The following is a 23,430-nucleotide window of genomic DNA, read 5'->3' as shown; positions in this document are numbered from 1 at the left end:
ATTCCCTGTGGTGCGGCTGCTGTTCGTCCCTGCTCATCGCTGGTCATCGCTGCTCGTCGCTGCTCATCGCTGGTCATCGCTGCTCGTCGCTGCTCATCGCTGCTCATCGCTGCTCGTCGCTGCCGGGTGCTTCAGTGCCGGGTGGCTCGGGTCCGGGTGCCTCAGGGCCCGGCGATTCAGTGCCTGGTGTTGATGAGGAAACCGGCCCGTTCGCGCTCCAGCCGCAGATCGGCCTTGAGCAGGCGGCTGAGCGGCGGGTACAGGGCCCGGACCAGTTCGTCGGTGACGACGGGCGGAGCCCCGCCGGGGGCCGGGGGGTGGGACCCCGGCGGGGCGGGGCCCCCGGCGGTGATGCCGGCGGGCTCGGGCGCCGGTTCCGGTTCTGGTTCCGGTTCCGGTTCCGGCGCGGGCCCCGGTTCCGGCTCCGGAGGGGGTGGTTCCTCGCTCTCCGTCTCGCGCTGGACGACCGGCGCCGAGTACGCCGGTGGGGTGTACGCCGAGGACGTGTACGTCGACGCCGGTGACCCGAACACCACGCTGCCGTCCGCCATCCGCTGGGCCACCCCCGCGGCGACGGCGACGGCCCCCGCAGTCGTGAACCCGTCGGCGGACATCGAGGAGACGGGGGCGGCACGACCGCCGGCGGCACCCGCCGAACGGGGCACCGGCGGCCCGCCGACCGACTGCCGCTGCACACCGGGCAGCGGCCGGGAGCGGGCACCCGAGGCGCTCCCCGGAGCATTCGGCGACGGCGTACTCCCACGCTGCACCGGCACCGCGTCCGACAAGGACACCGTCGCCGCCCACGGGTCTCTCGGGGATCGCGTCCCCTCGGACGTCCAGCGCACCGGAACGGCATCGGGGTCGCCACCGGTCCCGGATCCGGGCGTGGCTCCGGATCCGGTTCCGGATCCCGGTCCGTGACCGGTGCCCGCGGGACCGTCCGCCGGGCCGAGACGCTGTACGGCGGCAGGGGGCGCACCACCGCCGATGGAACTCCCGTGGACGGACGGCGGTGTCAGCGGCCGGTCGGCCAGCAGCGGTGCGACCGGCCCGGAGGCAGGGAGTGGCGACAGAGGTGCGGGAACGAGCGGGTCGGTGCGGCGAACGAGCGGGTCGGTGCGGCGCTGCACCGGCCCGCCGGTCGCGGGAGCGGACTCCGCCGGGACGGCCAGGAGGGGGTCGTCGCCGAGCAGCGGCGCGGTGGGCGCCTCGGGGCCGGACGTCTCCCGGCGCACGGAGGCGTCGGACGGGCCGGGTGCCCCCGCGGTCGCACCGGAACCGTCGCCGTTCTCCGCACTCCGCGCCACGGACACGACAGGCCCGGTGGGCACCACCGGCAGAACGGCCCCGCCATCCGCGCCCGTCCCCGTCCGTGTACCCGTTCCCGGCTCCGTCCCCGCGTCGGTCGCGGCGGCCCGGCGCTGCGCGGTGGGCGGCAGGGCCTGCAGCGGCGCCCCGAGGCCGGGCGCGCGCCGGGCCCGTTCACCGGCCGGAGGCATTGCCGCACGCTGAACGGGCGGCGGCACCGGTACGCCGTCGGGCGCGGACACGGGCGCGGCGCCGGGGCCGTCCGGCAGCGCGGCGACGGCCCGTTCGCCCACCAGACGACGTACGGGCAGCTCCACCGCGGCCGATTCCCCGGCCGACGTCATCGCCGCCGACCCGGCGCCCGTGGCCCGCTGCACGTCGACCAAGCCGGGCATCGTGGCGCCGACGGAAGCGGACGGAGCCACCGGCAAGGGCCTGCCCCGGGCCGACAGCCCTCCCCGCACCTCCTCCGGTACGCGGCCCGACCGCTGCACAGAATCGCCACCGTGTTCCGCCGGTGCCGGGGCGGTGACCCCGTGCACGAGCCCCGTGGGCGCGTCCGGACCGACCAGATGGCCGAGCGGCGTACCGAGCGCGACATCGCGCCGGGTGGAGAGCGTCTCCTGGAACCCGGACGGATTCGTGATCAGGCTCTGACCGGTCAAGGTCCGCTGGATCGGCGGGAGTTCGGAAAGGTCGGCCCGCTCGCGCGACACGCCGTGCTCCGCCCGTACGTCGTGACCGTGGTCCGCCCGTACGTCGTGACCGTACTCCGCCCGTACGTCGTGGTCCGTACCCGCCCCGCCCTTCTCCGTACGCCCGTCGTCCTCCGCACGCGCGCCGCCGCGCAGCCGGGAACCGCCGTCGCGCAGCCAGGACATCAGCCCCATGAACTCCTCCGCCCTCCCCGCGCTCCCCGCGTTCCTCGCTCCTGTCCGTCGCTACTGCCCGTTGAGGCGGGCGACCTGCACGACGAACCTCAGACGTTCCGGATGCTCCAGATCCAGCAGCTCATCGAGCGGCCAGTGGAAGTGGTAGGCGAGGTACGCGACCTCCTCGTAGAGCAGGTCGGCCGCGTACGTCACGATTCCCCCAGGCGGCCACCGGCGAGGTTCACCGCGAACTCCTCCTGGCAGGCCGGACAGGTGACGGCCGCGCGGGTGTGTCCCTCGGCGTTGATCCGCCGGTAGAAGTCCTGGAGAAAGGCCAGGTCGGAGGCGAAGAGGTCCTCGATGATGCCGGGGTGGACGTCGTCGATCGTGCCGATCCGGGTGACGACCCGGGCGATGAGCACGACCGAGAGGTACGCGGAGTTCTCGCGCACCCGGTCGTCCCGCAGCGGCACGAGTTCGTCGCGCGCCGTGGCGAGCCGCATGACTCCGGTGCGGTGCACGACGCCCGCCTCGTCGACGTACCCGCGCGGCAGCTGGAAGGAGAACTCCGTGCGCAGCGTGTCCCGTCGACCGGCCGCCCCGCCCCGATCGGCCGGGTCCCGCCCGTCCGTCCGCCGAGGGGCTCCCTCGCCCGTGTCCGGCGCGGAGGCGTGCGGGTGGACGGGGGCGGGAGCCGGTGCCGTACGCCGCATCAGTCGACTTCCATGCTCTCGTACGTGATGGCGAGCTTCTCCGTCAGCACCGAGGTGTCACCGGCCTTGAGGGTGCCGATTTCGAGGGACTTCGGCCAGGCGTTGATGAGCTTGTAGCGCTTGATGGGGACGCCCTCGTGGTCGTAGACGATGACCGCTCCGTTCCGCCGGGCCATCGGCATCCGCCCGAACCGCGAGTCCTTGATCCAGCGTTCGAAACTGTTGTCCTCGGTGAGGCCCCGGGTCACGGTCACCTCACCGGCCTTCGGCCGGCCGGGGAGCTTCTTGATGGCGTAGCGGCCGTCGGCGGTGTTCTGCTTCAGCTCGATGACGTCCTGCTCCATCTTCAGACCACTGACCTCGGTGATCTGCTTGATGACGACGCTGTCGAATTCGAGGCCGAAGGACGCGCCGACGGTGCTGTCGAGATCGGGAAGTGGCACAACAGGCTCCTTTTCCGCTCTTGCCGTTTCAACCGCTCAGTCCGCCCGTACCGCGCGTGTCGCCGGCGGGGCAGGACATCCATCACGCCCCGTCACTCGTCGACGCCGCCGCTGCCCTCGCTCAGTTGGGACAGGCGGAAGACGACGAACTCGGCGGGCTTGACCGGCGCCACCCCGATCTCGCAGACGACCTGGCCCGCGTCGATGCTCTCCGGCGGATTGGTCTCGCGGTCGCACTTGACGTAGAACGCCTCTTCCGGGGTGAGCCCGAACAGCGCCCCCTTGCGCCACTCGTTGACCAGGAACGCCGAGACCGTGCGCCGGATACGGGCCCACAGGGCGTCGTCGTTCGGCTCGAAGACGACCCATTGCGTACCGGCGAGGATCGACTCCTCCAGGTAGTTGAAGAGGCGCCGGACGTTCAGGTAGCGCCAGGCCGGATCGGAGGCCAGCGTGCGCGCGCCCCAGATGCGGATGCCACGGCCCGGGAAGGACCGGATGCAGTTCAGTCCGATGGGGTTGAGCTGGTCGTGCTCGCCCTTGGTCAGCTGCGTCTGGAGCGCGACCGCCCCGCGCACGACCTCGTTGGCGGGGGCCTTGTGCACCCCGCGCGACTCGTCGTTGCGCGCCCACACCCCGGCGATGTGGCCGCTCGGCGGTACGAGTCGCGCGCGCCCCGAGGAGGCGTCGGCGACCCGGATCCACGGGTAGTAGAGCGTGGCGTACTTGGAGTCGAAGTTGGCCCGGTCGGTGCGCCAGGCGCGGATCTGCTGCGGGGAGAGTCCGGGCGGCGGGTCGAGGATGGCGACGCGGTCGCCCATCAGCTCGCAATGGGTGATGATCCCCTGCTGTACGGCGATGACGGACTCCAGGTCCAGCAGTCCGCGCTCGTACGCGCTCATCAGGTCCGGCACGGCGACCGTGGTGATCTCTTCCACCGCCTCCAGGCCCCCCAGGCCGGTACGGCGGTCGGAATCACCGACGTACACCTCGGGGGTCAGCGCCCCGGCGTCGGCCGGCGCGGGCGCGGCGGGGGCCAGGACGACGGTCTGCGGTTCGGGCCGGGCGGGGGCGGCACCGCGCCCCGACTCCCGTATCTCGATCAGTTCCGAGGCGGCGTTGACCCGGGTGGCGACGTTCTCCTTGCTGCGTTTGGTCGTGACGTCGGGGTACGTCTCGGCCACCTGCCCGTCCCGCTTCACGACGAGCCGGAACACGTCGGAGGGCGGATCGTCCCCCTCCGCCGTGGCCACCTCCACGGTGATCTCACCGACCGCGCCGGGCCGGGGCTTCACCACGTACGGCCCGAGCCGCGTCTCCGACCCGGGTGGCAGCTTCCCGGCGGCCGACCCGTCGTCCACGTCCTCCGCCGGAGGTTCGGTGCCGTCGCCGACGCGCACCACGTAGCAGACGCCTCCGCCGTTGGAGAAGAACCCGTGAACGGCGGAGGCGAGATACGTGCCGTCGACGAAGTCGCCGAACGTGGCCACGAACTGGCTCCAGTTCGTGATCAGCGTCGGCTCGTCGAACGGGCCCTTGCACGCGAAGCCGACGAAGGCGGCGACCGAGGTGCCCACCCCTTCGATCGGCCGGGACCCGGACTCGATCTCCTCGACGTAGACGCCCGGGGACAGGTACGACGGCATATGAGCTTCTCCTTGGCCGGGGAACGCCCGCAATTCTCGTGACAGCCGCGATCACCGGGAACGGACGCACGGCCGCCCGCCCGTGCACGGGCCGCTGCCCGATCAGGCAACGTCCCCACCCGTGCACGCCGCCGCGCCCTGCCCGTTGACCGGCCCCCGTGGCCTTCGTACGCATATTCACGCCCCCGCACCCTGGGGCGGCGGCAGGGTCCCGTGCCCGTGAAGTGCCGACTGTCCGGGAAGCGGTGGGCCGGGAGGGCGGATGAAGGCGGTTCCGGAGCGGGACCCCGGCGCTGCCCGCGCCCAGCCCGTTCCCGCGCGTACGGGGGTGTCCCGTACGACGGCTCCCCCACCGCAGCGCCCGCCGGGCGACCGTCCGGCCCCCGGGCCTGATCCGCGGAGTCTGCAACGGCTGCAACGCGCCGCCGGGAACGCGGCCGTCTCGCGTCTGGTGGCCCAGCGCTACACGGCCCCCGTCAAGCCCTCCCCCGCCCAGGCTCCGGGCTTCCGCCGGGTGCAGTCGGACGTCGCGGCGAAGAAGACCCGTCTGGCCACCCACGCCCCGGCCGCCGCGGAGTCGAAGTCCGCGCAGGACGCGGCGGTCGCGCCCCCGGACGACAAGGAGGCCCAGGGCAAGGCGGCGAACGCGGAGAAGATGGACGCCGCGAAGCCGGGCGAGTTCAACAAGCAGGCGTTCGTCGACGCGGTGAACAAGGCGATCGACGCCCAGGCACCGAAGAACCTCGACGAGGCCGACAAGTTCTCCAAGTCCGGCAAGGCCGACAGGATCAAGTCGGAGGTCGACGGAAAGGTCTCGGACGGCAAGGAGTCCTCCGCCAAGGACATCGAAACGGCGACCAAGGCCCCGCCGGACACCGCGGCGGCCAAGGACAAACCGGTCACCCCGATGACCCCGGACCAGCCGCCCGCCAACCCCGGCGCACCCTCCGCCGCGGACGCCACCCCCGAGAGACAGCCCGCGGCCGTCACGGACTTCTCCCAGGGTCCCGCCGCCAACGACAAGGCCCTCGCGGACGCCGACGTCACCGAGGAACAGCTGGCCAAGGGCAACGAGCCGGCGTTCGACGGGGCCCTGTCGGCGAAGAAGACGGCCGAGGCGGACTCCGCGAAAGCCCCCTCCCGGGCCCGCGGCGCCGAGAACCAGCAGCTGTCCACGGCCGAGGCGGGCGCGGCAGCGGCCGGGACACAGGCCATGACCAACCTGACCGCGGCCCGGAGCGCCGCCGGGAAGCAGGTCGACAGCGGCAAGGGCGAGACAAAGACGCGGGACGAGAAACGGCGCGCCGAGGTCACCGCGAAGCTCCAGAAGGTCTACGACACCACGAAGAAGGACGTCGAGGAGACCCTGTCCGGTCTGGACAAGAAGGTCGACACGGCGTTCACGGCCGGGGAGAAGGCCGCGCGGGACGCGTTCACCGCCGACCACAAGCGCCGTATGAAGGCGTACAAGGACAAGCGCTACTCGGGCCTGACGGGCAAGGCCCGCTGGGTCAAGGACAAGTTCGCGGGCCTGCCGACGGAGGCCAACAACCTCTACCAGGAGGCCCGCAAGCTCTACGTCACGAAGATGCAGGCGGTCATCTCGTCGGTCGCCGACCTCATCGGCACCGAACTCGGCCGCGCGAAGGCCCGCATCGCCAAGGGCCGCGCCGAGCTCAAGGCCGAGGTCGACAGACTCCCCGCCGATCTGCGCCAGTTCGGCCAGGACGCGGCCAAGGACTTCGCGGGCAAGTTCGACGATCTCGAATCGACCGTCGACGAGAAGTCCCAACAGCTCGTCCAGGATCTCGCGAACAAGTACACCGCCGCCCTGAACAAGATCGACGAGGAGATCAAGAAGCTCCAGGAAGCCAACAAGGGCCTGATCGACAAGGCGAAGGACGCGATCGTCGGCGTCCTCAAGACGATCAATGAGCTGAAGAACCTCCTCCTCGGCATCCTGGCCAAGGCCGCCTCCGCGATCATGAAGATCATCAAGGACCCCATCGGGTTCCTGAACAACCTCGTCCACGCCGTCGGCGCCGGACTCCAGCTCTTCATCACCAACGTCGCCGACCATCTCAAGACCGGCGTCGTCTCCTGGCTCCTGGGCACCGCCGTCAAGGCCGGACTCGAACTCCCCCAGCGCTTCGACCTCAAGGGCATCATCCAGCTCATCGGCTCACTCCTGGGCCTGACCTGGGCCAACATCCGCGCCCGCATCACCCGCAAGGGCGTCCCCGACCAGGCCCTCACCGCCGTCGAGACCTCCCTCCCCGTCGCGAAGAAACTCGCCGCCGAGGGCCCCGCGGGCGCCGTCAAGGAAATCCAGGCCGAGGCCGGCGACCTCAAGGCCACCATTCTCCAGAAACTCACCAGCTATCTGATCCCCACCGTCATCATCGCCGGGATCACCTGGATCGTCTCCCTCCTCAACCCCGCCTCCGCCTTCGTCCGCGCGGTCAAGGGAATCATCGACATCGTCACGTTCATCGTGAACCAGGGCGCCCAGATCGTCGAATTCGTCAACGCGGTCCTGGATTCCGTCGTCGCCATAGCCAACGGCGGTCAGGCAGGCGTCCCCAAGATGATCGAGGCCGCCCTGGCCGCCAGCGTCCCCCTCCTCATCGGATTCCTCGCCTCCCTCCTCGGCATCGGCAGCCTCGCCAACAAGGTGAAGAGCGTCTTCCACGCCGTCTCCCGGCCCGTCAATCGCGCCATCGACAAAATCGTTGGCCTCGTTACCAAGGCCGGGAAGAGGATCTGGGGAAAGCTCAAGAACAAGTTCAAGAAGAAGGGCACCACGGGGGCAGGGAAGAGTGACGAGAAGGTTTCTTCAGTGTACCCGCCCCCAAAGAAGGGCTTTCAGTCGCGCGACAAGGAGAGCCACAAGGTCCAGTTCGATAGGAAGACGGCGGACGCCAGCCTTGTGGTGCACAGCACCCCACAGGAGATCGGTAAATACCTGAAGGAGTGGGAAGCCGAACTGAGGGCCTCTGGCGAGAGCGGGGGAAGCGAGTCCCACACCGCACTTGAGGAAGCCAGGCAGAAGAAGGGGGAAGTCGAGTCGCTACATCGCGGTTTTCGTTCCCTGCCCGCAGGGGCAAACAGGAGCCAGAGAGCTTACGAAGACCTCCTCGCAGCCCTTTCCCAGCTCGCCGGACTACTGGCCCGTCGGCCGGGCGCCACACCCCCGCTGCCTCCTCCGGTTCTCCCGCCGATGGAGAACGGCATCGTCGCCCACTCCTTCAAGGCGAGTTATATCAACAAGGGCATCAAGCGGGGGACCGAAGCAAGCACATACGACGGTGCGACCCTGACCGGATGGAGTACAGCCGCCAGCTACAACACATCGGCGGACAAGAACGCCTGGGTGAAGATGCATCTGCTTCCCACCTTCCTCGGCGGCGACGCGGTCGACTCGAACCTGGTCCCCGCGAGGGGTTTCGTCAACAACCCGATGTTCCTGCGTGCCGTGGAGAACCCGGCCCGCAAATCCCTCGACAAGTCACCCTCTGATCCGGCGTTCGAGCGCATGGTCTGGTACAAGGTGAATCTCAGCTACTACGCGACGCATGCGGGTTTCCCGAAGAGTATCGGGGTCAAGTGGGGTGGCTATGACCACTCCGGCGGAACATGGAACGAACGTTCGCCCAGCGGTGGCGGTACTAGTTCTTTCTCCGACAGGCAGGACCCGCCGGAGGCGCTACATAATGACGTGCTAAGAATCAACGCGCGAGGAGTTAAGTTCACCGTATTCACATCCCTCGGGATAGGGAGAGTGGATGCAGAAAACATCAAGAAAGAGTCGAAGAAAACACAATTCGTTGACCTTAATGACGCCATCCGGAGACTGCCGCACCTCAGCACGGAACTCATGAATGCCGACGCGAGCAAGAGGCTCAGGTTCGACTGACCTTCACCCGACGAAACCACCATACGAGTGGCCCCCCGGAGGAGAAGTGGAAACCGAATACGAAAGCAGAGTTCGCGAGACAGTGGAGCAGGTCCAAGCGAATGGTTCCATGCGAACAGAAAAATATGAACGTGGCCCACTCGCCGCGTACATGGAACACGCCGAAGACGCACTCGAGATCGTACGCATCGTGGAAGACGGTCCGCTACCCGAAGGGTTAACCAGGAACTTTCACCGTCATTCCAGCCTCTTCTTCGCCTGGCGAGCCCTGGAACCCTTCCAGGCGATCGCCGGGGAATTCCATCTCGTGCACATCGGTGAGGCGCTGATTCGCGGAGCCCGGAAAGATACGACCGCCACGACGGACTCCGAACTGGAGCGAATGGTCAATGAGTTCAGGATCTTCGAGACACACCCTGTGGGCGGGACCGGCACATACTCCGCACTGAGACTCACCCCGAACCAGGAGCCGGAACTCTGGTACTTCGACCTCAGGCAGGGGCCCTCCCGTCTCCACATCAGCTACGGCGACTACCTCGACGTCATGTTGCTTACCAAGGGCCTCTACGACTGGCAGTACCTCTTCGCGGAGCCGGATCCGGACAACTACGGCATGCGCGTTTCACTTCCCTACCTGCGCGATGGGCTCAACTTCCTCGCCCGCGAATTCGGCGGTGACGACTTGGCGGGTCTCTGGCTCAGGTGGGAAGAGCGCGCGCGGGTCGTGGTCAAGGAGTCGTAGGCGCAGCGGCGACCGCTCCGGACATGCCTGGTCTTCCCACGCTCGCCTCTGCCTCCCTCGCCTCCCGTCGCGAAACCGCCGCAGGCCCCCTGTGCAGGATGGAGAAGGAACGCGTCAGCCCGGTCGGCTTTCGGCGCGCCGATGCCCGGCCCTCAGGCGTCGGCCACCCGCACCCGGAGCGACTTCATCCCGTTGATGAAGTTCGACACCAGGCGGCTCGGCGGACCGGCGAGTCGGAGGGGGCCGGGCGGCAGGGCGCGGCAGGCCTCCTCGTACAGGGCCCGCAATTGCAGCCGGGCGAAGTGGGCGCCGAGGCAGACGTGGGGGCCGTCGCCGAAGGAGATGTGGGGGTTGGGGGTTCGGGCCAGGTCCAGGGTGAACGGGTCGGGGAAGACGCGTTCGTCGTGGTTGGCCGAGGCGTGGAAGACGACCACCTTGTCGCCTCGCCTGATGCGGGTGCCCGCCAGGTCGGTGTCGCGGTTGGCGGTACGACGGAAGGACAGGACCGGCGGGTGGCGGCGCAGGAGTTCGTCGACGGCGGTGGTGAGTTGCACGTCTCCTGCACGCAACCGTGCGTACGCGTCAGGGTGTCGGGCCAGGAGATGCAGGCCGCCCGGGGCCGCACTGCGTACGGTGTCGTTGCCCGCGACCACCAGCAGGAAGAAGAACATCTCCAGTTCGGGGCCCGTGAGTTCAGGGTCGGTGGCCAGGGACGTCATGACGTCGTCGGCGGGGTTTTGGCGCTTGTGGGCGGCGAGCGCCTGCGCGTAGTCGAACATGTCGCCCAGTGCCGCCGGGGAACGGGGGTTGAGGGGTTTGCCGTCCGGGCCCGGTGAGGACGGCCCGGCCTCGTCGGGGTCCTGGTAGCCGATGACGCGCCGGGTCCAGTGCAGGAGGAGCTCCCGGTCGCTGTCCGGCACGCCGAGCAGATCGGTGAGATTGAGAAGGGCGTAGTCGTCGGTGACCCGGGCGACCAGGTCACAGGTCCCGTCGGTGGCGCGGGCCTCGGTGACCGCCGCGGTGAACAGGGAGTGCGCCCGCTCGCGGACGGTCGTCCCGAAGCGCTCCACACGCCGGGGCGTGAAGGCGCGGCTGATGAGTGTACGCAGCCGACGGTGGTGCGGCGGGTCCTGATTGAGCATCATCCGGCGGATGAACGGCAGATCGTCGGGGTCCGGGTCGCGGATCTGGGTGGCGCCGAGGTACGAGGAGTACGTCGACGCGTCCTTGAGGACCCGGACGACGTCCTCGTACCGGGTGACGGCCCAGAAACCGGGGCCCGCCGGCCAGCCGAGGACCTCCGGTTCCTCCTGCCACGCCACCGGGTGGTGGTCGCGCAGCCGGCGGTAGCGGTTGTGCGGGATGCCCTGCGCGTACAGCCGGGGGTCGAAGACGTCCGGTACGGACGGTTCCGGCGTGTACGCGATGGGCGTGGGCCCGTCGGGCGTGCCGGCGACCGAGGCGGGTCCGTCCGGTACAGCCTGATCCGGCACGAGCCCCTCCGGCACGGGCTTTTCCGGCACGGCGCCGTTCACGCCGACGCCCCGCCGTCCCGCTCGCCGTCCCCTGCCTCGACCCGCGCACCGTCCCACACGCCGGCCCCCTCGTCGTCCCGCTCGTCGTCCCGCAGGAAGTCCTCCACCACACGGATCAGGTCGAGCGGGGCCTCGTCCATCGCGTAGTGCCCGCAGGAGGGCAGTTCCACCAGCTCGGCGTGCGGGTACCACCGCATCCAGGTGGCGCGCTGCACCTCGGCCGACAGCGCCGGGTCCAGCGCGCCGACGACGGCCAGGGCCGGTACGGACGAACCCTCGATCCGCTCGTGGAAGTCCTCGCACGCCCAGGAGTCCAGCCACGTCCGGAACGCCTTCTCGTCGCTGCGTTCGAGCGAACGGCGCACCATGCGGTCCAGCCAGGCTGCCGGTCGGCGGCCCCCCGTGGTGATGTCGAGGATGGTGCGACGGTTCTCCGGGGCATGCGCCGCACCGGAGAAGAGTTCCCACTGATCGGGCGGGAACGGTACGCCGGACGCGGGGACGGGCGAGACCCCGACGAGCCGTCGCACCCGGTGCGGTGCTGCGGCCAGCACCCGCTGGGCGACCGATCCGCCCATCGAGTGGCCGATCAGCGAGAACCGTTCCCAGCCGAGCCGGTCGGCCAGCGCGAGCACGTCCGCGGCTCCCTCGGCCGTGGTGTACGCACCGTCCACGTCCCTGGCGCCGCCGTATCCGCGCAGGTCCACCACCGCGTACTGGAACGAACCGAGGTCGAGGTCCGGCAGCACCGGGGCGTAGGCGGAGCGGTCGGCGAGCCAGCCGTGCACGGCGATCACCTTGTGCGGACCGTCGCCGTGCAGTTCGTGGGGCAGGTCAAACGTTGCGGTCACGCGGACTCCCGTCACCGTACGGAGCCGGCCGGTCGATCACCGGTCGGCCCGACCACGGTGGCGGCAGGCGTCGTCGTGCGCAAGAGTGCGCGTACGGCCGCACCACTGCACCACCACACCATCACCGTCGCCATGACACCGTCTCGCCGCGGTCGCTCGCTCACCCCAGCAGCTTCAGGTACGGCCCGAATTCCGATGCCAGCGTCAGACGGCCCAGTTTCTGGTACTCGCGCTGGATCGCGTGGATGAGCGTCGGCATGGTCACGGGTTCGCCCGTGTCCGCCGCCAGGTAGGCGGCCGTCACAGCGATGGAGCGGATGTTGCCGCCCGCCAGCTCGAAGCTCTCGGCACAGAAGGCGAGATCGAGGTCGCTGCCGCGTGGAAGTGCAGGTCCCAGGCAGCGTTCCCAGAGAACGAGGCGCTGCCCGGGGTCCGGGACCGGGAAGTCGACGACCAGGTCGAGGCGGCGGGTGAAGGCGTCGTCGAGGTTGGCCCGGAGGTTGGTGGCGAGGATGGCCAGACCGTCGAAGGACTCCATGCGCTGGAGCAGATACGCGCTCTCGACATTCGCGTAGCGGTCGTGGGCGTCCTTCACGTCCGAGCGTTTGCCGAAGATCGCGTCGGCCTCGTCGAAGAGAAGAACCCCGTTCACGCCCGCGGCCTCGGAGAAGATCCGTTCCAGGTTCTTCTCCGTCTCGCCCACGTATTTGTCGATCACCGTGGCCAGGTCGACGGTGTACAGGTCGAGCCCCAGATCGGCGGCGATCACCTCCGCCGACATCGTCTTCCCGGTGCCCGAGTCGCCCGCGAAGAGGGCGGACACGCCCCGGCCCCTGCCGCCGCCGGGGCGCATGCCCCACTCCCCCAGCACCCGGTCGCGATGGCGGGCGCGGGCGGTGAGTTCGCGGAGCTGGGCGTGGGTGTCCGGGGGGAGAACGAGGTCGTCCCAGGTGACGGAGGGTTCGATGCGGCGGGCCAGCCGGTCCAGGCCGGCCGCGTTCTGGGCGCGGGCGCCATGACGGACGTGGTCGGGGGTGAGGGTGCCGCCTTCCAGGTGGGTGGCCTGGGCCGCGCTCCGGGCGGCGCGGGTGATCTGCTCCGGGGTGAGGAGAAACGGCGAGAGCAGCCGGTCGACATCGACCATGTCGGGGACCGGGGCAGTGGCAGGGACCGGGGCAGCGCCGGAGGCCGGGGCAGCGCCGGAGGCCGGGGCAGCGCCGGGGGTAGGAGCCCCGTACGCGTCGTCGTACGCGTCGGCCCAGAGGGCGGCCCGGGTCGAGGGATCGACACGGGGAGCGTGCAGCAGGAGCGGTGGCACGGCGGACCAGGCCGCGTCCCAAGGGGCCCGGCCCACCAGGACCGTGGGGACCGGCGTACCGGTGAGCAGCCGGAGAAGCCCCGGATGGTCGCGGGAGACCGCGTCGAGCGGGGCACAGACCAGCCCGGCGCCGGTCAGCCGGGCCTCCCGCACCAGGGAACGGACCGCCTCTGCGGGAGCCGGATCCTCGGCCAGCCTCGCCAGGTCGAGACCCAGTACCCGGTGGCCCGCCCGGGTCAGGGCGGAGGCGGCGAAAGCGGTGCCCGCGCCACCCTGGTCCTCACGGAGGTGGACCAACGCGATGTCATGGGCGAAGGCCCGGGCCAGTGGGACGGGGTCGCCGACGCCCGGTACGGCGTGCCACGGGGCGAGGAGATCCGCCAGCCGGGGATCGGGGGTGTCGTCGCCGAGGAGGTGCGCGGCGACCCGGTCGGGTACGCGGAGCGCACGGTTCAGGAACGGGCGGTCCATGTCCTCGACCAGCAGCAGGCGCCCCTCCCGGAGGGGCGAACAGGCCGAGAGCCGACCGCGCGCCGCCTGGTCGGCGGGGGACAGCCCGCACAGGCCCAGGGCCAGACCGATCGACGGGCGGCGGCGGGTGACGTCGTCGTTGAGGTAGCCGTAGAACGCCTCGAAGCGGTCGTCCAGATCGGGGACGAGGGTGATGAGGAGGATCTCCACGTCGAGAGCGGTCAGCCCGAACTCGTCCGCCAGGGCGGTGAGCCGGGTCGGCTCGGCCGGAGCCTCTTCGTCGTACGGAACGGGGGACGGGAAGGCGCGCGCCTCCTCCGAATCCAGCAGACGCGTGACGGTGTCGTCCGTGAGGTAGAGGCCGCGGAAGGCGTCGTCCGGGTCCGGGTCGGTGGCCTGCCTGGCCTCCACCGCTCGCCGGACGCGCTGCTCCACCGCTGTCGCGCGGGCAAGGAGATGGCGCAGGTTCGCGTCATCCTCGGTCGTCATGAAGCGCCGTCCTCCGCATCCTTCTCCATCCCGTCCCCCGCGCCCTTCTCCATCCCGTCCCCCGCACCCTTCTGCACGCCGTTCTCCGTGCCGACCGCACCGCCCGTCGCGCCGTTCCCCCGGTTCTCGGTGATGCGGAGCGAAAGACCACGCCGACGCCCTGTACCGGAGTTCCGCCGCCCGTCCGACCGGCCCGGAGCGCCGTCCGACCTGGCCGGATCACCGTCCGACCGCCCCGGGGCGCCGTCCGACCGCCCCGGGGCACCGTCCGACCTGGCCGGATCACCGTCCGCCCGGCCCGGAGCGCCGTCCAGCCGGGTCCCGTCGGAGTCCGATCCGGCCCGCTCGTCGTCCGGTACCGGTCGTACGGGCCTGCCCGGGCGGCCCCCGTACACCGGGAGCCGGCCACGCCCCGGCATCGGTTCCGAGGGCGGCTCGTCCCGTTCCGGCATGTCCCCGAACCGGGCCTGCACCCCCTCGTCTCCCACCGGCGGACCGGCCGCATAGCTCGGCGACGCCGTCACCGGCACACTGACCACCAGGTCCAACGAGGGCTTCAACTCACCGCCCAGCGCGCTCCACACATCGGCGAACGAGCGGTCCTCGGGAGGCGGCAGGGCGATCGACATCGGTACGGCGGCCCCGATCTCGGCCAGCGTGCCCGCCAGCCGTTCCGGGGGCAGCGCCTCGTAACGGAGCAGACAGCCCAGCAGGGAGGCGAGCAGCCGGTGTTCGTCCTCAGGGCGCTTCGTCCATGCCGTGATCAGGTACGACAGCTTGAAGAAGCGGGGCGGTCGACGGCGCGCGATGATCGTGCCGCGCTCGTCGTACTCGTTGTGCAGCCCGCGCTCGCGTCTGCGCATGTCCTCGCGGATATCGTAGAGGTAGAGGTTGACCATGGGCGCGTTGACCTTCGCCGCCCACTCCCGGGTCGGGGCGTCGAAGACCACCGCGATCTGGCCGCCTTCGAGCACCTCCGCCCTGATCAGGGACCGCAGTACGTCGTCGACCTCGTGGATCACCCGATCGCCTCCGTGCCGTCGACCCTGCTCATTCGGTCGCCTCCGCGCCGGTCGGCCCCGCCCACTCGGCCGGCTCCGCGCCGGTCGGCCCTGCTCACTCGGCCGCCCGCGCACCATCGCCCCTGCTCGTCCGGAGTTCCCAAGCCGCCGTCGCCCCGAGTCACCCGCTCGCCTCCGCACGCTTGTCCGCGCTCACGCACGCCCCGCGAAGTCCGGTGGCTGAAGATTCCGTTGGACCACGAGGACCGGTTTCTGCAGCCGGTCGATGTCGCGGGTGTCCACACGCAGCTTGCGCGGGCCCAGCTTGTCCTTGCGCAGCACCGGGATCTGGACCTCGAAGGTGCCGTCGCGGCCCACGGTCACGACGGACATCTCCGCGTTGATCCCGATGTTCCACGTGAAACGTAGGGTCTGCCCCGGCGGATAGTCCTTGCCCCGCGCCAGCACCACCTGGCCCGGCTTGGCGACCTGCGGAGTGACGGTCAGCGAGGGCTTCAGGATGCGCAGCCGGTCGGTGGCCTGGTTGTCGGTCTTCCGGCGGTCGGGCAACGTGCCGCGCACGGTGGCCCGTACGTCACCGGTGACCGGCGCACGGTACGTCGCGGTCTGCGTCACCTCGATGCGACCCCCGGCCGGGATGGTGCACGGCTTGGCGGCAGTGCAGCGGGACAGGGCGGGCAGACTGCGGTCCTTCGCCTTGGACGGCTTCGGCCAGGACGAGCCGAGTACCACCCCGGTCGCCGCGTCCGGACCGGCGTTGGTGACGGTGAAGCGGGCGCGTGCGGGACGTCCGGTGTACGTGCGGTCGGGACTGACGTCGACCTTCACCGCCACGTCCGCCGAGGGCGGCACGGGGGCCTCCAGAACCTCGATCCGCGCCGTGTCCGTCCCCGTGTTGCCCGCGGAGTCGGTGGCCGAACACGTCACCGTCGTGACACCGACCGGGAAGAGCGAGCCCGAGGGCGGGTCGCAGGTCACCGGCAGCGCGCCGTCGGTGGCGTCCTGGGCGGTGGCCCTGTACGTGACCCTCGCCCCTTCCTTCTCCTTGGCCCGGACAATCAGATCGTCCACGGTGACGACGGGGGCGTCGATGTCGTTCACGTCGATGTCGATCTGCTCCGTGAAGTCCGGGTCCGCCGCCGCGGCCGGGCCGATCGTGTCCGTTCCGGGCACCTGGGTCCCCATCAGAAACTGCACGGTGCAGCTCAGTCGAGAGCCCTGGGGCGCGTCGGCGGAGACATCGATGTTCTCCTCGAAGTGCGCGGTCTCCCCGCTGGTGAGCCTCTGGGTGGGTGGTTCGAGGCTGACGGAGAGATGCGGGTCGCAGTCGTCCAGGCGATAGCTGACGTTGGTGGGGAGGTTGTTGAACCCCTCGATGATGGCGTCGGTGACGCCGTCGCCGGGAATTCCGCTGAGCATGCGACCGTTGGTGGCCTCTGCGATCCGCTTGGCCTGATCGGGCTCGTGGTACGGGTCCTGGTAGGTGGGGCTCTTGTATCCGTCGCCGTTGAGCCCGTCACCGTTCTCGGTCGTCACATCGACGGCGATGACGCGAACACCCTTGTCCTGGAGCGCGAACACCGCGTCGTCATAAGAGATGTCGTTGCTGGGGTTGTGGCTCGACGCATCGCCCACCAGGACCACGACCGGGCTGGCGCCCTCGCGGAAGACCGTACCGCCGTCCGCGCCGTCGGCCACCTTCCACAGCGCGTAGATCCAGTCCTCGGACGGGCCGTTGCTCCTGTAGCCACGTGAGGTGTCCAGCCTGTCGACGCCCTGCTTCTGGACGTCGTCGAGGTTGGTCGTCAGACCTTGGAGGACTGCGAACTCCGCTGTCGGATCGTCCTTCTCGTCGCCATAGGTGGCCACCGCGAAGCGGGAATCCGGCTGCTGTTCACGGACCTTCGTCGTAATGGACTTCAGGCCCGTCTGCACATCACTGATGGGGGTCTCCATGCTCCCCGTACCGTCCACCAGCAGGATCACATCGGGGCGTGGCGGGATCGCGGGCGTACGCACCTGCTTGGCCACGCCCGTGGAGCCGCCGGGATCAACCGCGTCGGTGAACTCGGCGGGGGTGACCCAGGGCTCGGGCACCGCCGCAGTCGGCGCCCCTGAAGTCACGGCCGAACCGGGCGTCATGCCGGCTGCCACGAGGAGCAGGGCCAACGCCGGGAAGCGCAGCACGGCCAGAGCCCTGCGCGAAGCGGCAGGCCGGGGCAGGGGCCGGGCCGACCGGTGCGTCCGCGACCACGGCCATGACCGCGACCGCGTCGCCCTCCGCGGCGGCTGGAACCAGCGCACGAAAGCCCTCCCCCACCGTCCGGCCGATCGGCGTCCGGACGCCACGGTCCCGTACGGGCACCCGGCCCGCAGCGGTACGCCAGCCACATCTGCGGGAAGCCCCCGCTGCCCTTTCGGGCAGCCACCGAGCCCGCACCTGAATGCCGATCCCCGCACCGGAAGGCCGAGCCCCGTACCCGAAAGCCGAGCACCGTACCCATGCACCCAGCCCCATGCACCCAGCCCCGCGGGCCCGGCCCGCGGACCGACCCCGGGATCCGTACCGGACGGCTCAGATCAGCCCTTGCCGCATCGCGTACGCGACCGCGTGGGACCGGTTCCGCAGCTGCAGCCGGGTCATCACCGAATGCAGCACGTTCTTGATCGTGCGCTCGGAATAGGCCAGCTTCGTCGCGATGTCCGCGGTGTCGTACCCCTCCGCGACCAGTCGCAGCACGTCCACCTCCCGGGCCGCGAGGCCGGTGAAGTGCAGGCCGCGCGGTCCGAGCACCTGTCCCTGGAGGCGACCGACCTCTTCAAGAAGGCGTCCCAGCAGGTCGGAGGGGAGATGGCCCTCGCCACGCGCCACCGTTCCGATGACCTGCACCAGGTGTTCCGGGGTCGCCTCGGCCCGCCGGACCACACCGGCGACGCCGCATTCGGCCGCGCTCACCAGCTTCTGCTCGTCGATGTCCGTGGTGACGAGGACGGCCCGCGCGGTGCTGGTGCGCTGGATGTGCCGCAGCATCGTGAGCACCTCGTCGTCGACTGCGTCCACGACGACGACCACGATCTGGGGCGAGGGGTCTCCCTCCGCCCACTCCGTCACGCTGACCTCGGGTCGGGCCCGCAACTGACTCGCCACGCCCGCCTGCGAGATCGGGTCCTGGGCGCTTAACGCGACAGTGGTTCGCTCCATGGCAATGCTCCCCCCTGAGCAACAGCCGATGGCACCACGGCGAACACAACCATCACGGCTGTTTCGTATGACTCGCTGAACTCGCTGGATCGCTGGACTCGCTGGATCGCTGGACTCGCTTGAACCGCTCAACTCGCTCGTATCGCTCGTATCGCTCGAACCGCTGAACTCGCTCGAACCGCAGAATCGCTGAGTGCTGAATCGCTTGCACGCCTGGCTCGCTCGTCTTGAAGCTGTCAGACGATTCCCCCGATTGCGTACAGGGAAACAAATGGGCCGTCCGCGGGCACGGAATCTGCCCGGAAGTGTTCCTCAACGGCCGGTGCCCGTGTTCGGGGCCGCTCCTACCGTTCGCCCTATGAGTCTCACGGCAAGCCTCGACGATTCGTCCGTCACTGCCGCACCGGGCGAGGAAACGGCCGTCCCCCTGCGAATCCTCAACTCCGGCAGCACCGTCGAGGAGTACCGCTTCGAGGTGGTCGGTGCGTGTGCCGCCTGGTCGACGGTGGAACCTGCGGCCCTGTCCCTGTACCCGGGCGACTCCCGAACGGTCTCGCTGGTGCTCCGCCCGCCGCGGGACTCCACCGTACTCGCCGGGGAGACGCACTTCGGGATCCGGGTGGTGCCCACCAGCGAGCAGGGCCGGACGGTGGTGCCCGAGGGACGGGTGACGGTACTGCCCTTCACCGAGACGACCGCCGAGCTGGTGCCGCGCGGTTCGAACGGCGCATGGCGCGGCAGGCACCAACTCGCCGTCGACAACCGGGGGAACGCCCCGGCCACGGTACGGCTGGAGACACGGTCCGGGACGGACCGGGCCCGGGTCTCCTTCGGTTCGGACACCCTGCGCATCGAACCCGGCCGGGCCGAGTTCGGGAAGGTGCGGGTCCGGCCCGCGAAGCGCATGTGGCGGGGTGCGCCGATCACGCACCCCTTCCAGGTCGTCGCCACCCCGGAGGTGGCGGAGGGACAGGACCCGGCCGCCCCGGTGGTCCTGGACGGCTCGTACCAGCAGGATCCGATTCTTCCGCGCTGGCTGCCACGGGCGCTGATCACCGCGGCCGTGCTGCTGATCGCACTGGTCGGCCTCTGGTACGCGCTGCTGCGCCCTGCGGTGAAGTCGGCGGCCCGGGAGGCGATCACGCCGGAGGCGGTCCGGTCCGCCGCCGCGGCCGACAAGAGCAGGACGCAGGAGCCGGACCAGGGCACCTCGGCCGGAACGGGGCCGGGCGCGGACGGCTCCTCCACGGGTACGAGCAACGGTGCGAACGGGGGCGCGGCGAAGCCGAGTCCCTCACCGGGCGACGGTACGTCCGCGGGTTCGTCGGACGGCGCGGGGGCCGCGGCCCCGACCAGTGCGCAGGTGCAGGTCAGGGACTCGGTGGGCGGCGGGTCCACCACGTCGACGGCCCTCCAGGTGCCCGCCGGGCACACCTTCCAGCTCACGGACATCGTGGTCCAGAACCCGCAGGGCGACGCGGGAACGCTCGTGGTCTCCTCCGGCCGGGACACTCCCGTGCTCCGGCTCGCGCTGGAGAACTTCCGCGACTCCGACTACCACTTCGTCACACCGATCCTGGTGCCCGCGCGCGGCAAGGTCACCATGACCGTCGACTGCCGGAAGGTGGGAAAGCCGGTGAACGCGCCGACCCCCTCCCGGTGCGCGGAATCGCTGTTCCTCGGCGGCACGATGCGCACGAACGCCACGGGCTGACGTCCGGGCGGACGAGGACGGCCGGACGAACGGCCACGGCGGCCACGGCCGACGCAGCTACGACTACGGCCATGGCCGGCACGAAGCCGGGAAACCGGTCAGGCGGACGACGCCTCCTCGTCCTCCTCCTTCTCCTTTTCCTTCTCGCTCCCTTCCTCCGCCGCCCGCTGGACGAAGGAGCCCTGTACGTCGGCGGGTTCCTCGTCCTCGTCCTCCGTCGCCGCCCGCTGCACGGCGGGCTGCGAGGCCGACGCCGGTGCCGCTACCGGTGCCGGCGTCGAAGCCGTGTCCGTGGCCGGCGCCGATTCCGGAGCCGGTGCCGGTGCCGGGTCCGCCAGCACCCGGTCGGCATTCGCGACGGCCTCCCGCTCGAACCGGTCGGACGGATCGCTCACCCGGATCCCTCCCGGCGCCGCCGTGCCCTCCACCGGTCCGTTGCGCTGCTGGATGACGTGGGTGAGCTCATGGGCCAGCGTGGTCCGGCCCTGTGGCGAGGACGGATCGTACGCGTCCCGCTGGAACACCACGTCGCTGCCGACCGTGTACGCGTGAGCCCCCACGCCCTTCGCCGACTCGTGGGCGGCGGAGTCGGTGTGAACGCGTACGTCGGAGAAGTCCGCGCCCATACGCCGTTCCATGTCCGTGCGGGTGTCGGTGTCCAGGGGCTGCCCGCCGCCGGACGAGATCACGTCGTGCACGGGGGAACGTTCTGCCTCCTCCTGGCGCTGAAGCTCCTCGCCCCGGGACTCCTGCCGCTGGAGTACCTGGCGCTGAAGCACTGCCCCCACGGCGCTGTTTCCGACCGCCCGCTGGAGCGCGCCCATGCCACGGGTCCCGACCACATCGGCCCGTCCGGTCGCCGCCGCGTGGAAGACACGCGAGGCGTCGGCCGTGTCCGCCCCCTCGGGCACCCTCGCCACGGGCGCGGCCTCGTCGTGGTCCTGCCGGAGCGCGTGTCCTTCGCGCTCGGGGTCGTGCTCCCGGTCCCATTCCTGTGCGTGCATCGTCAGCTCCCCTGCGCCGCGTCTCTTCTGCGCCGCGTCTCTTCTGCGCCGCGTCACTCCTGCACCGCGTCTCGGCCGGACCACGTCCCGGCTGCGCCGCACCCGGGCCGCGGGCACGTCGTGATGGCCCCACCTCTCCACCTTCACGACGTGTCATCGCCTCGTCCAGACCGGGCCCCGCCGACGAAGGGCACCTGCCCCTGCCCCTTCGGGCAGCCATGCCGCTCGTACCTCCCCGGCCGACAGTGCGCAGTACGCGAATCCGTGCCGAACGGCCGCATCGGCGGTCGGTGGAGTGGCCGGGGCAGGAGGCCGTCGGGATGATCGGAGACATGACCAAGAGCAAGAAGGACCAGGCCGCCGGGACCGTCACGGTGCGGATCGCCCAGGACCCCGAAGCCGACGGCCTTCTCGCGCGCAGTCCGCTCGCCATCCTGGTCGGCATGCTGCTGGACCAGCAGGTGCCGATGGAATGGGCCTTCACCGGCCCGTACACCCTGGCCGTGCGGATGGGCGGTGACGACCTGGACGCCCATGAGATCGCCGCGTACGCCCCGGAGGCGTTCGTCGAACTCTTCACCGCCAAGCCGGCCCTGCACCGCTACCCGGGTTCCATGGCCAAGCGGGTCCAGCAGTTGTGCCAGTACCTGGTGGACGAGTACGAGGGCGACGCGAGCGCGGTGTGGAGCGATGCCACCACCGGGACCGAGCTGCTGAAACGGCTGAACGCGCTGCCGGGTTTCGGCGCCCAGAAGGCCCAGATCTTCCTGGCGTTGCTCGGCAAGCGCTTCGGGGTCCGGCCGACGGGCTGGCGGGAAGCGGCCGGGCCGTACGGCGAGACGGGTTCGCACCGGTCGGTCGCCGACATCACCGGCCCCGAATCCCTCGCCGAGGTCCGGGCGTTCAAGCAGCAGGCAAAACAGGCGGCCAGGGCCGCGAAACGCGCGGCCGAGAAGTGACTCCCCCGAGAAACAGCCACGGAGAGCCGGCCGGGAAGCATCCGTCGAGAAGCAGCCCCCGAGACGAACGGGCCAGGAGACGGCCGCGCCCGACCGGCCTGCCGCCTGCGGCGAGCCGTACTGGAGATCGAACGCGGTGACCACCCGCTGGATCGCACGGGCCGTGGCCGTGGACGGCCCGCCGATCTCGTCGAGTTCGGCCGGCCCCGTGTCCGGACGAGGAGCGCGACGACGGCCCGCAGGTCCTTGAGGTCGATCAGTTCCAGGCCCGTGGCGCCCTTGTCATGGAAGTTCAGACCGAACGGTCACTCAGTTCGCCCGGCGCCCGGCTCTGTTCCGACGCCGCGTCCTCCACGGCGTCAAGTCCGCGCCCGCTCCACCACCCGTTCCCGGGTGGACACCCGTGTCCCGACCGCCTCGGGTGCCCGAACCCGCGTCCTGGCCCGTACTGTCGCTGTCGTTCATCACAGCACCAATTCCGGAATGACCGCATTTGTGATACCTCGTAAGCGTCGCACTCCGGCCCCGTGGCTGCGCCCGGAGGCTCTTGCCCGGTAGGCTTTCCGTGTGATCTTCAAGCGCATCGGAAATGGGCGGCCATATCCCGACCACGGCCGGGAAAGCACCCGGCAGTGGGCGGACGTCGCGCCGCGCCCGGTCCGCCTCGATCAGTTGGTGACCACCAAGGGCAACCTGGACCTCGAAACCCTCCTCGCCGAGGACTCGACGTTCTACGGCGACCTGTTCGCGCACGTCGTGAAGTGGCAGGGCGACCTCTATCTGGAGGACGGACTGCACCGCGCAGTCCGCGCCGCGCTGCAACAGCGCCAGGTGCTGCACGCCCGGGTGCTCGAACTCGGCTGAGATCGAGGCGCACGCCCCACGGCCGCGAGCCCCGCGGGCCGGCCCGTCACGGGCTCCGCCGACCCGCTCGTCATGGGCTCGGCGAGTTCGCCCGCGACGGCCCCACGCCCGCGCGACCGCGCGACCGTCGCGGCGCCATGACGTGATGTGACGTGACGTCGCAATGGCACCGCTCCGCAGTGGTGTCATGTCGCGGCGGTATCGCACCGCGGTCCCACCCGGCCCGTCGGCCACTTCCCGGTACATACCGACCATGCGCGGCAACGCGCCCACAACCTCCGAATGCGTTCGGACGCATGTCCGCGCTCGTTCGGGTGCATTCGCACACGGACGGATGCGATCGGTTGATCATTTAGTA

Annotated in this window: 16 protein-coding genes and 1 pseudogene; 5 read left to right on the top strand and 12 right to left on the bottom strand. The window is 70.4% G+C overall.

What is annotated here, in order from left to right; genetic code table 11:
- Positions 1–176 precede the first annotated feature (176 nt).
- The 5 genes from AMK22_RS39550 to AMK22_RS19105 all read right to left on the bottom strand — a co-directional run bounded on the left by AMK22_RS39550 (position 177) and on the right by AMK22_RS19105 (position 4,985).
- A complete protein-coding gene (locus tag AMK22_RS39550) occupies positions 177–2,201 on the bottom strand; it encodes a hypothetical protein (RefSeq protein WP_073786577.1) in 2,025 nt (674 codons plus the stop codon).
- A 51-nt stretch (positions 2,202–2,252) separates the two neighbouring features.
- Complete coding sequence (locus tag AMK22_RS40130) at positions 2,253–2,396, bottom strand: DUF6760 family protein (RefSeq protein ID WP_199883268.1); 144 nt, start codon at positions 2,394–2,396, stop codon at positions 2,253–2,255.
- A complete protein-coding gene (locus tag AMK22_RS19115) occupies positions 2,393–2,896 on the bottom strand; it encodes a hypothetical protein (protein ID WP_073786576.1) in 504 nt (167 codons plus the stop codon). Before AMK22_RS19115 ends, AMK22_RS40130 begins: the two co-directional genes overlap by 4 nt.
- Positions 2,896–3,339, bottom strand: coding sequence for a phage tail protein (locus AMK22_RS19110; RefSeq protein WP_073786575.1), 444 nt, complete (start codon positions 3,337–3,339; stop codon positions 2,896–2,898). Before AMK22_RS19110 ends, AMK22_RS19115 begins: the two co-directional genes overlap by 1 nt.
- Positions 3,340–3,431: 92 nt before the next feature.
- Positions 3,432–4,985 carry a phage tail sheath family protein gene (locus AMK22_RS19105; protein WP_073786574.1) on the bottom strand — a complete coding sequence of 518 codons (1,554 nt, stop codon included), beginning with the start codon at positions 4,983–4,985 and terminating at the stop codon, positions 3,432–3,434.
- Positions 4,986–5,247: 262 nt separating this feature from the next.
- Between AMK22_RS19105 and AMK22_RS19100 the strand changes: the two genes are divergently transcribed.
- Both AMK22_RS19100 and AMK22_RS19095 read left to right on the top strand, forming a co-directional pair.
- Positions 5,248–8,901, top strand: a complete 3,654-nt coding sequence (locus AMK22_RS19100) for a hypothetical protein (RefSeq protein ID WP_242434042.1) — start codon at positions 5,248–5,250, stop codon at positions 8,899–8,901.
- A 46-nt stretch (positions 8,902–8,947) separates the two neighbouring features.
- Positions 8,948–9,643: a hypothetical protein gene (locus AMK22_RS19095; protein WP_143203586.1), complete on the top strand. Its 696-nt coding sequence runs from the start codon at positions 8,948–8,950 to the stop codon at positions 9,641–9,643.
- Positions 9,644–9,795: 152 nt separating this feature from the next.
- Here AMK22_RS19095 and AMK22_RS19090 read toward each other — a convergent pair whose 3' ends face one another.
- The 6 genes and pseudogenes from AMK22_RS19090 to AMK22_RS19065 all read right to left on the bottom strand — a co-directional run bounded on the left by AMK22_RS19090 (position 9,796) and on the right by AMK22_RS19065 (position 18,531).
- Positions 9,796–11,070: a cytochrome P450 gene (locus AMK22_RS19090; protein WP_073786707.1), complete on the bottom strand. Its 1,275-nt coding sequence runs from the start codon at positions 11,068–11,070 to the stop codon at positions 9,796–9,798.
- A 104-nt stretch (positions 11,071–11,174) separates the two neighbouring features.
- Positions 11,175–12,029, bottom strand: coding sequence for an alpha/beta fold hydrolase (locus tag AMK22_RS19085; RefSeq protein WP_073786572.1), 855 nt, complete (start codon positions 12,027–12,029; stop codon positions 11,175–11,177).
- A 160-nt stretch (positions 12,030–12,189) separates the two neighbouring features.
- Positions 12,190–14,307, bottom strand: a complete 2,118-nt coding sequence (locus AMK22_RS19080; protein WP_073786571.1) for an ATP-binding protein — start codon at positions 14,305–14,307, stop codon at positions 12,190–12,192.
- 353 nt (positions 14,308–14,660) lie between these two features.
- Positions 14,661–15,329 (bottom strand): annotated as a pseudogene (locus tag AMK22_RS19075) (DUF4255 domain-containing protein); the annotation flags it as partial.
- Between the two features lie 192 nt (positions 15,330–15,521).
- Entirely contained in the window at positions 15,522–17,426 is a 1,905-nt protein-coding gene (locus AMK22_RS19070; RefSeq protein ID WP_242434041.1) for a VWA domain-containing protein, read from the bottom strand.
- 478 nt (positions 17,427–17,904) lie between these two features.
- Positions 17,905–18,531, bottom strand: coding sequence for a response regulator transcription factor (locus AMK22_RS19065; RefSeq protein ID WP_073786570.1), 627 nt, complete (start codon positions 18,529–18,531; stop codon positions 17,905–17,907).
- Positions 18,532–18,889: 358 nt separating this feature from the next.
- On the opposite strand from AMK22_RS19065, the gene AMK22_RS19060 reads away from it, so the two are divergent.
- Complete coding sequence (locus tag AMK22_RS19060) at positions 18,890–20,245, top strand: COG1470 family protein (RefSeq protein WP_079186268.1); 1,356 nt, start codon at positions 18,890–18,892, stop codon at positions 20,243–20,245.
- A 98-nt stretch (positions 20,246–20,343) separates the two neighbouring features.
- Here the strand turns inward: AMK22_RS19060 and AMK22_RS19055 are convergent, their stop codons facing one another.
- The gene (locus AMK22_RS19055; RefSeq protein ID WP_079186267.1) at positions 20,344–21,249 is read right to left on the bottom strand and encodes an eCIS core domain-containing protein; all 906 of its coding nucleotides are present in this window, start codon (positions 21,247–21,249) and stop codon (positions 20,344–20,346) included.
- 332 nt (positions 21,250–21,581) lie between these two features.
- Here AMK22_RS19055 and AMK22_RS19050 point away from each other — a divergent pair, with 332 nt between their 5' ends.
- Both AMK22_RS19050 and AMK22_RS19045 read left to right on the top strand, forming a co-directional pair.
- Positions 21,582–22,208, top strand: coding sequence for an HhH-GPD-type base excision DNA repair protein (locus AMK22_RS19050; protein WP_073786699.1), 627 nt, complete (start codon positions 21,582–21,584; stop codon positions 22,206–22,208).
- A 567-nt stretch (positions 22,209–22,775) separates the two neighbouring features.
- The gene (locus AMK22_RS19045; protein ID WP_072488263.1) at positions 22,776–23,072 is read left to right on the top strand and encodes a type II toxin-antitoxin system VapB family antitoxin; all 297 of its coding nucleotides are present in this window, start codon (positions 22,776–22,778) and stop codon (positions 23,070–23,072) included.
- The last annotated feature ends 358 nt before the right edge of the window (positions 23,073–23,430 follow it).

It is taken from the genome of Streptomyces sp. CB01580 (assembly GCF_001905795.1).
Taxonomy (GTDB): Bacteria; Actinomycetota; Actinomycetes; order Streptomycetales; family Streptomycetaceae; genus Streptomyces.
This window is presented reverse-complemented; position numbering and strand designations above follow the sequence as displayed.

Coding starts and splice junctions, on each gene's coding strand:
- AMK22_RS19060 (WP_079186268.1), top strand. CDS start 18,890: ATGAGTCTCACGGCAAGCCTCGACGATTCGTCCGTCACTGCCGCACCG.
- AMK22_RS19105 (WP_073786574.1), bottom strand. CDS start 4,985: ATGCCGTCGTACCTGTCCCCGGGCGTCTACGTCGAGGAGATCGAGTCC.
- AMK22_RS19050 (WP_073786699.1), top strand. CDS start 21,582: ATGACCAAGAGCAAGAAGGACCAGGCCGCCGGGACCGTCACGGTGCGG.
- AMK22_RS39550 (WP_073786577.1), bottom strand. CDS start 2,201: ATGGGGCTGATGTCCTGGCTGCGCGACGGCGGTTCCCGGCTGCGCGGC.
- AMK22_RS19065 (WP_073786570.1), bottom strand. CDS start 18,531: ATGGAGCGAACCACTGTCGCGTTAAGCGCCCAGGACCCGATCTCGCAG.
- AMK22_RS19055 (WP_079186267.1), bottom strand. CDS start 21,249: ATGCACGCACAGGAATGGGACCGGGAGCACGACCCCGAGCGCGAAGGA.
- AMK22_RS19115 (WP_073786576.1), bottom strand. CDS start 2,896: ATGCGGCGTACGGCACCGGCTCCCGCCCCCGTCCACCCGCACGCCTCC.
- AMK22_RS19100 (WP_242434042.1), top strand. CDS start 5,248: ATGAAGGCGGTTCCGGAGCGGGACCCCGGCGCTGCCCGCGCCCAGCCC.
- AMK22_RS19080 (WP_073786571.1), bottom strand. CDS start 14,307: ATGACGACCGAGGATGACGCGAACCTGCGCCATCTCCTTGCCCGCGCG.